Raw genomic sequence first — 13,365 nt, forward strand, 5'->3', positions numbered from 1 at the left:
GCGGGCGCCGCGGCCGGCGCGCCGATGGTCGGCAGCCCGAGCAGCACCCCGGGGGTACGCGGGGCGTGCCCCGCCTCGGCGGCGTCGCCGGCCCGGGTACGCCGGTGCGACAGCGGCTCCCCGTCGGCGTTGAGGTGGTGCGGGGCGGCGTACGTGACGGTGGTGTGCACGATGTCGCCGGGGCGGATCTGCCCGGCCAGGCTGCCCGCGTCGAAGTGCACGAGGCGGCCGTCCCGGGCGCGGCCGGACATCCGGCCGGTGCGCTCGTCCTTGCGCCCCTCGCCGACCGCGACGAGCACCTCGACGGTCTCCCCGACCAGCTTCCTGTTCTCCGCCCAGGTGATCTCCTCCACCGTGGCGATCAACCGCTCGTAGCGTTCCTGCACGACCTGCTTGGGCAGCTGGCCGTCCATGGTCGCGGCCGGGGTGCCGGGGCGCTTCGAGTACTGGAAGGTGAACGCCGAGGAGAACCGGGCCTCGCGGACCACGTCGAGGGTGCGCGCGAAGTCGGCGTCCGTCTCGCCGGGGAAGCCGACGATGATGTCCGTGGTGATCGCCGCGTCCGGCATGGCCGCCCGGACCTTCTCGATGATGCCCAGGTACTTCTCCGACCGGTACGAGCGGCGCATCGCGCGCAGCACGTCGTCCGAGCCGGACTGCAACGGCATGTGCAGCGAGTGGCACACGTTCGGCGTCTCGGCCATCGCGGCGATCACGTCGTCGGTGAAGTCCTTCGGGTGCGGGCTGGTGAACCGGACCCGCTCCAGGCCGTCGATGTCGCCGCAGGCGCGCAGCAGCTTGCCGAAGGCGTACCGGTCGCCGAACTCGACCCCGTAGGAGTTGACGTTCTGCCCGAGCAGGGTCACCTCCAGCACGCCCTCGTCGACCAGGGCGCGCACCTCGGAGAGGATGTCGCCGGGGCGGCGGTCCTTCTCCTTGCCGCGCAGGGAGGGCACGATGCAGAACGTGCAGGTGTTGTTGCAGCCGACCGAGATCGACACCCAGCCGGCGTACGTCGACTCGCGCCGGGTGGGCAGCGTGGACGGGAACACGTCGAGGGACTCGAGGATCTCCACCTCGGCGGCGGCGTTGTGCCGGGCCCGCTCCAGCAGCACCGGCAGCGAGCCGATGTTGTGCGTGCCGAAGACGACGTCCACCCAGGGGGCCTTGCGGACGATCTCGCCGCGGTCCTTCTGGGCCAGGCAGCCGCCGACCGCGATCTGCATCCCCGGGTGCTTGTCCTTCACGGGGCGCAGATGACCCAGGTTGCCGTAGAGCCGGTTGTCGGCGTTCTCCCGGACGGCGCAGGTGTTGAACACCACCACGTCGGGCTGCTCGTCGGCCTCGGCGGCGCGCACGTACCCGGCCTGTTCGAGCAGGCCGGAGATGCGCTCGGAGTCGTGCACGTTCATCTGGCAGCCGTACGTGCGCACCTGGTAGGTGCGCGGGCTGCCCGCGGCTGCGGTAGTCATGACCCGGACAGCGTATCCGGGCCGAGCTGGTCGGAACGAACGAGGAGGAGCCGTGTGCCGGAGCATCAAGACCCTGCGTGAGCCGTACGTCCCGGTGGTGACCGAGGAGGACATCCGGGCGGCCGCGCTGCAGTACGTCCGAAAGATCTCGGGATTCCGTACCCCCGCCGCGCACAACGCCGAGGCGTTCAACGCGGCGGTGGACGCGGTGGCCGCCGCCACCGCGACCCTGCTGGACCAGCTGGTCGTCCGGGGCCAGCAAGCCGCGGCCCGGGGCTGACCGCTCGGCCGGGGGTGTTGCGGCCGGCCCGGGGCGCCGCGGTCAGGCGGCGGCCAGGGCCGGTGCGATCGAGTCGGGGGCCCAGCGGGAGCGGTGGCACTGCGACCAGCCCCGGCAGCCGGGGTGCGACAGGGTGCAGAGCCGCTGGCCGCTGAGCACCTCGCCGTCGTCGGTCTCGGTCACGTCGAAGTGCACCGGGCGGATCGTGCCGTCCGGGGCGACCAGCAGGTGCCGCCCGGCGTCGAGGGTGTCGTCACGCATCAGGCAGTTACGGTCGAGCAACCGGGCCAGCGCCGCGATGCTGGGCAGCTCGGGCAGGTTCTCCGGCACGCCGTAGCAGTCGACCATGGTGCCGTACCTGCCCGGCGCCTCCCAGACGTCGCAGACCACCGCGTACGCGGGGAGTCGGGCCGGGTCGGCGACGGCGAGGGGCATCACCACCCGGCCGAGCGCCTCGGCCAGCGCCGGGTAGACCTCCACGGGCGCCGCGCCGTCGATTCTCCAGTTCCACAGCTCGGTCATGCCGCCTCCTCGCTGCGCTCGTCCCACCGGCCTCCGGATCGGGCCTTACTGATGATGGTGGGGTGCATTTGACCGCAGCCGGGGCCAAGTTACCGGTCTGTGACCATTCCGGGCAAAAATTCCTCGGGCGACGTTGCTCCGAGTAGCAGGAAGATGACAGTTTATCGGGTATGGTGCCGCTTCCGCAGTCGCCCGAGGGCGGTCAGCGGACCCGGATCAGGTGCTCGCTCGCGGGCAGCAGCTCGCCCACCACCGTGCCGCCGGGCACCTCGCCGGCGACCAGCAGGCCACCCGAGGTCTGCGCGTCGGCCAGCAGCAGCCGCTCCCCCTCGTCGGCCCCGCCGAAGTCGGTCCACGGGGTGACCCAGTCCAGGTTGCGGCGGGTGCCGCCGCTGACGTACCCGTCGCGCAGCGCCTCCCGCGCGCCGGGTAGGTAGGGCACGGCGGCCGCGTCGATGGCCACGGTGAGCCGGCTGGCCCGGGCCAGCTTCGAGGCGTGCCCGAGCAACCCGAACCCGGTGACGTCCGTGCCGCAGCGGATGCCGGCGGCGACCGCCGCCCGCGCCGCGTCCCGGTTCAGCCGGGCCATCGAGGCGACCGCCTCCGGGAACCGCTCCCCGGTCCGCTTGTGCCGGGTGTTCAGCACCCCGACGCCGAGCGGCTTGGTCAGCGACAGCGGCAGGCCGGCCCGGCCCGCGTCCAGGGTGATCAGGTCCTCGGGGCGGATCACGCCGGTGACCGCGAGCCCGTACTTCGGGCCGTCGTCGTCGACGCTATGCCCGCCGGCCAGGTGGCAGCCGGCCTCCCGGGCCACGTCCTGGCCACCGCGCAGCACCTCGCGGGCCAGCTCCAACGGCAGCACCTCGCGCGGCCAGCAGAGCAGGTTGAGCGCGACCAGCGGGGTGCCGCCCATGGCGTACACGTCGGAGAGTGCGTTGGCCGCAGCGATCCGGCCCCAGTCGTACGGGTCGTCCACCACCGGCGTGAAGAAGTCCGCGGTGCTGACCAGGCCGGTCCGCTCGTCCAGCCGCACCACCGCGGCGTCGTCGCCGTTCTCCAGCCCCACCAGGAGCTCCGCGGCGCCGGTGGCCGGAGCGAGGCCGGCGACCATCGCCTCCAGCTCGCCCGGCGGGATCTTGCAGGCGCAGCCACCGCCGCGGGCGTAATCGGTCAGGCGAACAACCTCGGTCATCCCCACATGATCTCGGCGCGGCGTCGCGTCCGCCACCGGACGGGCCGAGTTGGTGACGGAATTCGGACTTGCAGGTACGCCGGTGACCGGTGTTACCGCTCCGTGACCATTCGAGTTGCGTTCGGCCATGTCACGCCGCCTACAGTTGCCCAACCGGGGGTCGATCGGCCCCGCATTCCGCACGACGACAGGGACGGTGGACGACGTGACGACGGGCGAACCGCTCATCGTGCTGAACGGGGTCAACAAGTGGTTCGGCCCCCTGCACGTGCTCGACGACGTCTCGCTGTCGGTCGGCCGGGGCGAGGTGGTCGTGGTGATCGGCCCGTCGGGTTCCGGCAAGTCGACGCTGTGCCGGACGATCAACCGGCTGGAGCCGATCGACTCGGGCACCATCACCTTCGACGGCACCCCGCTGCCCGCCGAGGGCAAGGCCCTCGCCAAGCTGCGCAGCGAGGTCGGCATGGTCTTCCAGTCGTTCAACCTCTTCGCGCACAAGACGATCCTGGAGAACGTCACCCTCGGCCCGGTCAAGGTGCGCAAGGAGAAGCCGGCCGCCGTCCGTGAGCGCGGCCTGGCCCTGCTCGACCGGGTCGGCATCGCCAACCAGGCGGACAAGTACCCGGCGCAACTCTCCGGCGGCCAGCAGCAGCGGGCGGCGATCGCCCGCGCGCTGGCCATGCAGCCCAAGGCGATGCTCTTCGACGAGCCGACCAGCGCGCTGGACCCGGAGATGGTCGGCGAGGTGCTGGACGTGATGACCTCGCTGGCCCGCGACGGCATGACCATGGTGGTGGTCACCCACGAGATGGGCTTCGCCCGGCACGCGGCCAACCGGGTGATCTTCATGGCCGACGGCCGGCTCGTCGAGGACGCCCCGCCGACCGAGTTCTTCGCGAACCCGCGCAGCGAGCGGGCCAAGGACTTCCTCTCCAAGATCCTCACCCACTGAGCGTCCGTAGTGGAGTGCGCCGTCCCCCGGTGGCTCCGTCGAAGAAGGAGATGAATATGCGTTACAAGCGCGTGGCGGCGGTCGCCATGATGGCCTCGCTCGCCCTCTCGGCCGCGGCCTGCGGCAAGGAGGGGAGCCCGACCCCGAGCGGTGGCAACGCCAGCGGTGGCGCCCAGTCCGACACCTGCAAGAGCTCGGGCGTGACCTTCACCCCCAAGGCGGACGCGAACGTCGCCGGCAGCCCGACCTTCCAGAAGGTCAAGAGCGCGGGCAAGGTCACCGTCGGCGTCAAGTTCGACCAGCCGAACCTGGGCTACAAGGACGCCCAGGGCAACCGCTGCGGCTTCGACGTCGAGATCGCCCAGTACGTCGCCAGCACGCTCGGCGTCGACCCGGCGAAGATCGAGTACAAGGAGATCGCGTCCGCGAACCGGGAGACCGCGATCAAGGGCGGCGAGATCGACTACTACGTCGGCACCTACTCGATCACCGACAAGCGCAAGAACGACGTCTCCTTCGCCGGCCCGTACTTCGTCGCCGGCCAGGACCTGCTGGTCCGCAAGGACGAGTCGTCGATCACCGGCAAGGACACCCTCAAGGGCAAGAAGGTCTGCTCGGCCACCGGCTCCACCCCGATCCAGCGGGTGCGGGACGAGGGCCTGACCGAGCCGAACAACATCGTCGAGTTCAAGACCTACTCCGAGTGCGTCTCGCAGCTGCTCGACAAGAAGGTCGACGCCGTCACCACCGACGACGCCATCCTCAAGGGCTACGCCGCGCAGAACCCGGACGAGCTGAAGGTCGTCGGCCAGCCGTTCAGCACCGAGAAGTACGGCATCGGCCTGCCCAAGGACGACAAGGCCTTCCGCGACTACGTCAACGACCAGATCGAGGCGGCGTTCAAGGACGGCACCTGGCAGAAGATCTACGACGGCACGCTCGGCAAGTCCGGCTCCTCGGCGACCCCGCCGCAGCTCGAGCGGTACTGACGGTCCGACGCCGCACCGGGCGGGGAGCTTGCTCCCCGCCCGGTGCCCGTCCCGAGAGTGAGAGCGAGGCATGGGCGACTTCTTCCGCGTCCTGACGGACAACCACCAGGTGTTCCTCGACGGGTTCACCAACACCGTCCAGCTCTTCCTGATCGCCGCCGTCGGCAGCCTCGTCCTCGGTACGCTGCTCGGCGCGATGCGGGTCTCCCCGGTGCCCGCGCTGCGGGCGTTCGGCGCCACGTACGTCAACGTGGTCCGGAACACCCCGCTGACCCTGGTCTTCGCGTTCCTCGTCTTCGCGGTGCCGAAGCTGGACGTGAACATCGACTACTTCCCCAGCGCCTGCATCGCGCTGACCGTCTACACCGCCGCCTTCGTCTGTGAGGTGGTCCGCTCCGGCGTGAACACCGTGGCGACCGGTCAGGCCGAGGCGGCCCGCGCGCTGGGCATGACCTTCGGCCAGGTGCTGACGCTGATCGTGCTGCCGCAGGCGCTGCGGGCGATGGTGCCGCCGATGATGAGCGTCTTCATCGCCATGCTCAAGAACACCACGATCGCGGCCGGCTTCTCGGTGCTCGAGGCCGGTGCCATCCCGGCGTACATGGCCGAGCGGGGTGAGCCCCAGATGGTCGTGCTCAGCTGGATCGTGATCGGCTTCCTGATCCTGATCATCCCGCTGGTGGTGCTCCAGCGGTTCCTCGAGCGCAAGTGGGCGGTGGCCCGATGAGCAGTGTCCTGTACGACTTGCCCGGTCCACGGGCCCGGCTGCGCAACCGGATCCTCGGCGTCGTCTCGATCGCGGCGATCGTCGCGCTGGGCGCGTTCGTGATCTACAAGTTCAACGCGACCGGCCAGTTCGAGTCCCGCAAGTGGGAGCAGTTCCAGTACGCCTCGGTGCAGCGCGAGCTGCTCGCCGGCCTGTGGGCGACGCTGAAGGCGGCCGGCCTGGCCACCGTGCTGGCGCTGCTGTTCGGCGCGGTCTTCGCCGGCGCCCGGCTCTCCGACCGGTGGATCCTGCGCACCCCGGCCACCTTCGTGGTGGAGCTGTTCCGGGCCATCCCGCTGCTGATCCTGATCTTCTTCGGCTACTACGTCCCGCTGCAGTACGGCTGGTCGATCGACAAGCTCTGGGCGCTGGTCATCGGCCTCACCCTGTACAACGGCTCGGTGCTGGCGGAGATCTTCCGGGCCGGCATCAACGCCGTGCCGTACGGGCAGACGGAGGGCGCGTACGCCATCGGCCTGCGCAAGAACCAGGTGCTGCGGCTGATCCTGCTGCCGCAGGCGTTCCGGTCGATGCTCCCGGCGATCGTGAGCCAGCTCGTGGTGCTGCTCAAGGACACCGCGCTCGGCTTCATCATCACGTACCCGGAGCTGCTCTTCGTCGGCAAGCAGATCGGCGGCCGGCTGCCGTTCGGGCTGCCGTACGTCCCGACGTACCTGATCGTCGCGGCGATCTACATCAGCATCTGCGGTCTGCTGTCGATCCTGGCCTGGTGGCTGCAGAAGCGGATGAGTCGACTGCCGCGCACGGCCGGCCGGATCGTCCCGTCGCAGGACGTCGGGGACAACGCCGGTGCGCCGGGCGCGGCGGCGGGCACGGCCTGACCGACCGACTGGCTCTCATGGGCGGGTGACCATCGGGTCACCCGCCCGTGCGTCTCTGCCGGGGAGCCGGAGCGCCGTCAGCGGGCGATCTCGGTGACCCGGGACTCGCGCACCACCGTCACCCGGATCTGCCCGGGGTAGGTCAGCTCCTCCTCGATCTGCTTGGCCACGTCCCGGGCCAGCACCGCCGCGCCGATGTCGTCGACGTCCTCCGGCTTGACCATCACCCGGATCTCGCGGCCCGCCTGCATGGCGAAGACCTTCTCCACACCGAGCTTGCCGGCCGCGATCTCCTCGATCCGCTCCAGCCGCTTCACGTACGCCTCGAGGCTCTCCCGCCGCGCCCCCGGCCGGCCCCCGGAGCAGGCGTCGCTGGCCTGGGTGAGCACGGCCTCGATGGTCTGCGGCGGCACCTCGTTGTGGTGCGCCTCGATGGCGTGCACCACGTCCTCGCTCTCCCCGTACTTGCGGGCCAGGTCCGCGCCGATGATGGCGTGGCTGCCCTCCACCTCGTGGGTGAGCGCCTTGCCGATGTCGTGCAGGAACGCGCAGCGCTTGATCGTCGGCACGTCCAGCCGCAGCTCGGCGGCCATGATGCCGGCGATGTGCGCGGTCTCCACCAGGTGCTTGAGCACGTTCTGCCCGTACGAGGTGCGGTAGCGCAGCCGGCCGAGCAGGGTGACCAGCTCCGGGTGGATCTCGGTGATGCCGACCTCGACCAGGGCGTCCTCGGCCGCGCGGTGGCAGAGCTCCTCCACCTCGTGCCGGGCCAGGTCGTAGACCTCCTCGATCCGGTGCGGGTGGATCCGGCCGTCCAGCACCAGCTTCTCCAGGGTGAGCCGGCCGACCTCGCGGCGTACCGGGTCGAAGCAGGAGAGCAGCACCGCCTCCGGGGTGTCGTCGATGATCAGGTTGACCCCGGTCACCGACTCGAAGGCACGGATGTTGCGACCCTCCCGGCCGATGATCCGCCCCTTCATCTCGTCGCCGGGCAGGTGCAGGACGCTGACCACGCTCTCCGCGGTCTGCTCGCTGGCGACCCGCTGGATGGCGTCCACCACGAGATGCCGGGCCCGCTGCTCGGCGGTGCTGCGCGCGTCCGCCTCGATGTCCCGGACCAGGAGCGCCGCCTCCCGCTTGGCCTGCCCCTCGATCGACTCGACCAGCTCGGTCCGAGCCGCCTCGGCGGTCAGCCCGGCCACCCGCTCCAGCTCCCGGCGGCGCTGCTCCTCCGCCTCGGCGAGGGCCTGCTCCCGCTCGACCAGGCCGGCCTCGCGGGCGGCGAGGGCGGCGCTGGCCGCGGTGAGCTGCCGCTCCCGCTCGGCGAGCCGCTCCACCTCCTCGGTGTGCAGCCGTTCCCGCTCGTCCATCCGGGCCGCCCGGCGTTCCACCTCGGCGGCCTGCTCGCGGGTGGTCGCGGCGAGCACCGCCACCTCCCGCTCGCCGCTGCGCCGGGCGGCGGTACGCAACTGCTCGGCGTCCGCCTCGGCCTGCTTGTGCGCCCGCTCCAGCACGGTGTCCGCCTCGGCGCGGGCGTCGTCGAGGACCCGCCGGGCCTCGGCCCGGGCCGCCTTCGCCTCCGCCTTGGCGGCGGCCGCCTCGGTACGGGCCGCGGCGGCGGCGGACTTCGCCACGTCGATGGTGCTGTTCGCCTCGTCGGCGGCGCTGCGCAGGGCGGCCAGGGACTGCTCCTGCCGGTCCTTCTCGGCGATGAAGGCGGGATCCTCGGGGGCGGGCGCCAGGCTGATCCGGCGCAGGGTACGCACGCCGAACACCACGGCGCCGACCACCACGACGGTGAGGAGCAGCACCACCACCAGGAGGACCACGTCGAAGCCCCTCATGCCGCCGCTCCCCGCGAACGGCACGGCCGGCGGCGCGCGGCGGCGGCGCCGGGGGCGCCGTGGCCCGGCGAGGAGCGACCGGCAGCACGTGGAAGACCGCCGGTGAACCTCTGCCGCCCCGTCATGGCCGCCTCCCCTGAACGTCTGCGCCGCCGGTGACGTGCCCAAGGGCACGCACCTGCGGCTCTGGACGCCCGACCGGAGCGGCTGGCCGTGGGTAGCGTTCCGTCGGCGGTGCCCACGGATGGGGCATCGCCGACAACCGGTTGCAGTTGTCGGTCGGCTCCGGACCGGCCGTCCGGAGCTGCCGTCAAAGGCCGGTGACGCTGGCCAAAGTGATGCTGTTCTGTTACGCGATCTATGTTGTGCGCTTAGCCTGCGCTGGTCGGGCAATGTGAGCCTGTATGGCGAGGCTAGGTCTCCAGGGGTGGTTCGGTCAAGAACTCATGATCAAACCACCCGGACGGAGAGAAGTTGCCGCGTCACGCAGCGCTGATCAGATGCCGGACACGGCCGGACAAAACAGCCCGGCCCCTCGACCCCGCCGTCGCCTTCCCGACCTGCTCAGAGCCCTGCGCCGTGGTCACCCGACACCCGGACCGGGGGGCACCTTGCGGGCATCCCCCAACTTCCCTGAAAGTGGTGCCTCCCTCGGCCGGGAGGCCGCATTTTCCGGGATGTTGTGTGGATCACCCCCGGCGACGGCGCGCACCCGGGGGGGCGGGCGGACAGCGCGGGAGGGGCGCGCGGTCAGCGGGCGCCGAGGGTGCGGGCGGCGGCCACGAGGGCGGCGTTGTCCGGCGCGACGGAGCCGTCCGGGAGAAGCAGGCTGTCCTCCAGGCCGATCCGGGTGGCCAGGCCCCGGCGTACCGCTTCCACGAGCACCGGCCAGGTGACCGGGCCCTCACCGTGCAGCAGCACCGGCGGGCCGTCGGCGGGCACCCCGGCGAGGATCGCGGCGGCGTCGGCCAGGGCCCGCTCCGCCTGCTCCGCCAGGCATTCGACGAGGATCCGGCCGACCGGCACCGGCCAGCGGCGCCAGGCGTCGACCGCCGCCTCGGTCCAGAGCCCCACCTCCACCATGACGCCCCGCTCGTGCAGCGCGGCGGCGACCGCAGCCGCGCCCGGCTCGTGGGCGTTGACCGAGGCGAAGTCGGGCAGCACCGTCCAGGCCCGGACGGCGGCGACCCGGGCGGCCGGATCAGGCGCGATCCACGCGCCGGTGCTCACCCCGACCGGTAGACCGGGTGCGGCGGCACGGATCGCGGTGACCGCGTCCGCGATCACCGTCGGGTCGAGGGACTCGGCACCGGCGGGGTCGCGCGGGTGCACGTGCACCGCCGCGACCCCCGACGCGGCGCACCGGACGGCGTCGGCGGCCAACTCGGTCGGGGTGACCGGCACGGCGTGGTGCTCGTCGCGGCGGCGACCGCCGTTGAGACAGGCCTTCAACACCCGGCCATCATGACCCGACCGACCGACACCCCGCGCGTCCGCGCCGCCGCACACTGCCGCAGCCCGGCCCTTCCCCTTGCCGGGGCGCCCCGACATCCCGCGACCCGCCCACCCACCCGCCTCTCGACCGTGGGCGGCGCGGACCCGCCCGGAGGCCGGCGGGACGCCGGATGCCGCAATCCGGGCCGCCCCGGCGTGCGGAGGGACCGACCTGCCGCAACCCCGCACACCCACCCGCCGGCCCGAGCCGGGACGGACAGGCGGTCAGTCGAAGGGGCGCCGGTCGCGGTCGAGGTCGTTCTCGGCGTCGGCGAGCGCGTCGGCGTCGATGTGCTCGGCGAACTCGGCCGCCTCGGCGCTCTGCGCGGCGAGGGCGTCCTTCACGGCCCGGATCGCCACGCCGGGCGGGTAGCCCTTGCGGGCCAGCATGCCCACCAGGCGGCGGAACACCGCGTCGGGCTCGCCCCGGGCGGTACGCAGCTTCCGCTCGACCAGGGCCCGGGCGGTCTCGGCCTCGGTCTCCTCGTCCAGCTCGCCGAGGGCCTCGCCGGCCACATCGCCGTCGACGCCCCGCTGGCGCAGCTCGTTGGCGAGCGCCCGCCGGGCCAGCCCCCGGCCGGCGTGCCGGCTGCTGACCCAGGCCCGGGCGAAGGCGGCGTCGTCGATGATGCCGACCTCGTCGTACCGGTCGAGGACCCCGGCGGCGACCTCCTCGGAGATGCCCCGCTTGGCCAGGGCCCCGGCCAGCTCGGCCCGGGTACGCGGGCGCACCGCGAGCTGCCGCAGGCAGATCTCGCGGGCCACTTCGGCCTCGTCGCGCGGCGGAGCCGGAGCCTGCCCGGAATCGGGCTCCTCCGCGCGACCACGGCGGCCTCGCCACGGCCGGGGGTTGGCGCTGGCGTCACCCGTGCGGGGCGGGCTGGCATCCCAGCCACGCCCCGTACGGGCACGTCGTCCTGCCACGGATCAGCGGATCAGAAGTCGACCGGCGGCAGCTCCGGGCCGCCGGCGGCGTCGCCCGCGCCGGTGCCGACGCCGAGCTTCTCCAGGATCTTCTTCTCGATCTCGGCGGCCACGTCCGGGTTCTCCCGGAGGAACTCCCGGGCCTTCTCCTTGCCCTGGCCGAGCTGGTCGCCGTCGTAGGTGTACCAGGCGCCGGACTTGCGGATGATCGCCTGCTCCACACCGACGTCGATCAGCGAGCCCTCGCGCGAGATGCCCTTGCCGTACATGATGTCGAACTCGGCCTGCTTGAACGGCGCGGCGACCTTGTTCTTCACGACCTTGACCCGGGTGCGGTTACCGACCACGTCGGTGCCGTCCTTGAGGCTCTCGATGCGGCGCACGTCGAGCCGGACCGAGGCGTAGAACTTCAGCGCCCGACCACCGGTGGTGGTCTCCGGGCTGCCGAACATCACACCGATCTTCTCGCGGAGCTGGTTGATGAAGATCGCCGTGGTGCCGGTGTTGTTGAGCACACCGGTGATCTTCCGCAGCGCCTGGCTCATCAGCCGGGCCTGGAGACCCACGTGGCTGTCGCCCATCTCGCCCTCGATCTCGGCGCGCGGCACCAGGGCCGCCACCGAGTCGATCACGATGATGTCGATCGCGCCGGAGCGGACCAGCATGTCGGCGATCTCCAGCGCCTGCTCACCGGTGTCCGGCTGGGAGACCAGCAGGGCGTCGGTGTCGACACCGAGGGCCTTCGCGTACTCCGGGTCGAGCGCGTGCTCGGCGTCGATGAAGGCGGCGATGCCGCCGGCCCGCTGGGCGTTGGCCACCGCGTGCAGGGCGACCGTGGTCTTACCGCTGGACTCGGGGCCGTAGATCTCGACGACCCGGCCGCGGGGCAGGCCGCCCACGCCGAGCGCCACGTCGAGCGCGATGGAGCTGGTCGGGATGACGGCGGTCTGCACGACCGGCCGCTCCCCCAGCCGCATCACCGAACCCTTGCCGAACTGCTTGTCGATCTGAGCGAGAGCAAGGTCGAGCGCCTTCTCCCGGTCCTGCCCTGCCGCCATCGTTGCCACCCCTGCCTTCGCCGGCGTCTTGCCTGAGCTTCGCGTCACGCGGGACACGCTAGGCGCTGGGTCCGACAGAAAACCAGCCGACGGGCCGCGAACTGTGGACGAGCACCCCGCTGTGGACAATAGCCGAACAGGTGTACGACTCGACAAGCGACACGCCGAAGTAGGGAAAGGGCTGCTCAGCGTAGCCGGGCGGGAACGCGGTCGGGATAGGCGGCGACCACGGCCCGCCACACCACGTGCGTCTCCTCCCCCGCGGCCAGGGCCTGTTCGATGGTCCGCCCACCGAGCTGGGCGAGCACCTGGTCGCTGGCGATGCTGGCCGCGTAGCCCGGCCCGAACGCCTCCGCCAGCCGCGCCCAGAAGTCGGTCAGCCGCACGTGATCAGTCCTCCTTGTCGGGCGCCCCGGCGGGCACCGGACGCAACGCTAGCGCCACCAGGGGCACCGTCGCGATCGCCGCGAGCAGGGTGAGCGTGGGATAACCGGCCATCCGCATGACAAACCCGCTGAGTGCCGCGGCCCCCGCGCCGGCCAACCCCATGATCAGGTCGGAGAGGCCCTGCACGTTCGGCCGGACGGCGGTGGGCACCGACTCCGACAGCAGCGTGGAGCCGGCCACCATGGTGCCCGACCAGCCCAGCCCGAGCAGCGTCAGACCGGCCGAGAGTCCGGGCGTGTGGTGTCCGGCCGTACCGGCGACCGCGCAGGCGGCCAGGAGCACCGCGACCCCGCCGAGGATCACCGCCCGCCGGCCGAGCCGGTCGGTCAGCCAGCCCACCACCGGCGAGAGCGCGTACATGCCCGCGATGTGCAGGCTCAGCACGATGCCGACCACCCGCAGCACGTCGGCGTCGTGGTGGAACTCGCCGAGCCGTACCGGGGTCATCGACATCACCGCGACCATCACCACGTGCCCCACCGTGGACTCCGCTACGTGCTGGGCAACACGGTGCTCGCCCAGCCGGAGGACTCCGGCGTGATCCGGATCGACGAGCGGACCGGCCTCGGGGTCGCCCTCTCCG

Annotated in this window: 14 protein-coding genes; 5 read left to right on the plus strand and 9 right to left on the minus strand. The window is 72.0% G+C overall.

The genetic code is table 11. The annotated features are described in order from the left end of the window. A partial coding sequence (gene miaB / locus ACWEVO_RS13480) for a tRNA (N6-isopentenyl adenosine(37)-C2)-methylthiotransferase MiaB (RefSeq protein ID WP_452307827.1) occupies positions 1-1,472 on the minus strand: 1,472 nt, incomplete at its 3' end. Positions 1,473-1,524: 52 nt separating this feature from the next. Between miaB and ACWEVO_RS13485 the strand changes: the two genes are divergently transcribed. Further along, the gene (locus ACWEVO_RS13485; protein WP_452307828.1) at positions 1,525-1,752 is read left to right on the plus strand and encodes a DUF2277 domain-containing protein; all 228 of its coding nucleotides are present in this window, start codon (positions 1,525-1,527) and stop codon (positions 1,750-1,752) included. Positions 1,753-1,794: 42 nt separating this feature from the next. Here the strand turns inward: ACWEVO_RS13485 and ACWEVO_RS13490 are convergent, their stop codons facing one another. Both ACWEVO_RS13490 and selD read right to left on the minus strand, forming a co-directional pair. Beyond that, entirely contained in the window at positions 1,795-2,274 is a 480-nt protein-coding gene (locus tag ACWEVO_RS13490) for a hypothetical protein (RefSeq protein ID WP_452307829.1), read from the minus strand. A gap of 202 nt (positions 2,275-2,476) precedes the next feature. After that, complete coding sequence (gene selD / locus ACWEVO_RS13495; protein ID WP_452307830.1) at positions 2,477-3,466, minus strand: selenide, water dikinase SelD; 990 nt, start codon at positions 3,464-3,466, stop codon at positions 2,477-2,479. Between the two features lie 196 nt (positions 3,467-3,662). Here selD and ACWEVO_RS13500 point away from each other — a divergent pair, with 196 nt between their 5' ends. The 4 genes from ACWEVO_RS13500 to ACWEVO_RS13515 all read left to right on the plus strand — a co-directional run bounded on the left by ACWEVO_RS13500 (position 3,663) and on the right by ACWEVO_RS13515 (position 7,015). Further along, a complete protein-coding gene (locus ACWEVO_RS13500) occupies positions 3,663-4,418 on the plus strand; it encodes an amino acid ABC transporter ATP-binding protein (RefSeq protein WP_452307831.1) in 756 nt (251 codons plus the stop codon). A 56-nt stretch (positions 4,419-4,474) separates the two neighbouring features. Further along, positions 4,475-5,407, plus strand: a complete 933-nt coding sequence (locus tag ACWEVO_RS13505) for a glutamate ABC transporter substrate-binding protein (protein WP_452307832.1) — start codon at positions 4,475-4,477, stop codon at positions 5,405-5,407. A 70-nt stretch (positions 5,408-5,477) separates the two neighbouring features. Next, positions 5,478-6,134, plus strand: coding sequence for an amino acid ABC transporter permease (locus ACWEVO_RS13510; RefSeq protein WP_452307833.1), 657 nt, complete (start codon positions 5,478-5,480; stop codon positions 6,132-6,134). Beyond that, positions 6,131-7,015: an amino acid ABC transporter permease gene (locus tag ACWEVO_RS13515; RefSeq protein WP_452307834.1), complete on the plus strand. Its 885-nt coding sequence runs from the start codon at positions 6,131-6,133 to the stop codon at positions 7,013-7,015. The genes ACWEVO_RS13510 and ACWEVO_RS13515 overlap by 4 nt, the downstream gene beginning before the upstream one ends. Before the next feature lie 77 nt (positions 7,016-7,092). On the opposite strand, the gene rny is transcribed toward ACWEVO_RS13515, so the two are convergent. From rny to ACWEVO_RS13545, 6 genes are all read right to left on the minus strand, one after another. Then, positions 7,093-8,859: a ribonuclease Y gene (gene rny / locus ACWEVO_RS13520; protein ID WP_452307835.1), complete on the minus strand. Its 1,767-nt coding sequence runs from the start codon at positions 8,857-8,859 to the stop codon at positions 7,093-7,095. Positions 8,860-9,609: 750 nt separating this feature from the next. Further along, positions 9,610-10,314, minus strand: a complete 705-nt coding sequence (locus ACWEVO_RS13525; protein ID WP_452307836.1) for a 3-keto-5-aminohexanoate cleavage protein — start codon at positions 10,312-10,314, stop codon at positions 9,610-9,612. Positions 10,315-10,578: 264 nt separating this feature from the next. Then, a complete protein-coding gene (locus ACWEVO_RS13530) occupies positions 10,579-11,277 on the minus strand; it encodes a regulatory protein RecX (RefSeq protein WP_452307837.1) in 699 nt (232 codons plus the stop codon). An 11-nt stretch (positions 11,278-11,288) separates the two neighbouring features. After that, complete coding sequence (gene recA, locus ACWEVO_RS13535; protein WP_091673699.1) at positions 11,289-12,335, minus strand: recombinase RecA; 1,047 nt, start codon at positions 12,333-12,335, stop codon at positions 11,289-11,291. A gap of 185 nt (positions 12,336-12,520) precedes the next feature. Continuing rightward, positions 12,521-12,721, minus strand: a complete 201-nt coding sequence (locus tag ACWEVO_RS13540) for a DUF3046 domain-containing protein (protein WP_452307838.1) — start codon at positions 12,719-12,721, stop codon at positions 12,521-12,523. Positions 12,722-12,725: 4 nt separating this feature from the next. Further along, positions 12,726-13,365, minus strand: a 640-nt coding sequence (locus tag ACWEVO_RS13545; protein ID WP_452307839.1) for an MFS transporter, incomplete at its 5' end; no start/stop codon positions are given.

The sequence above is a fragment of the Micromonospora sp. NPDC003776 genome, assembly GCF_053605645.1.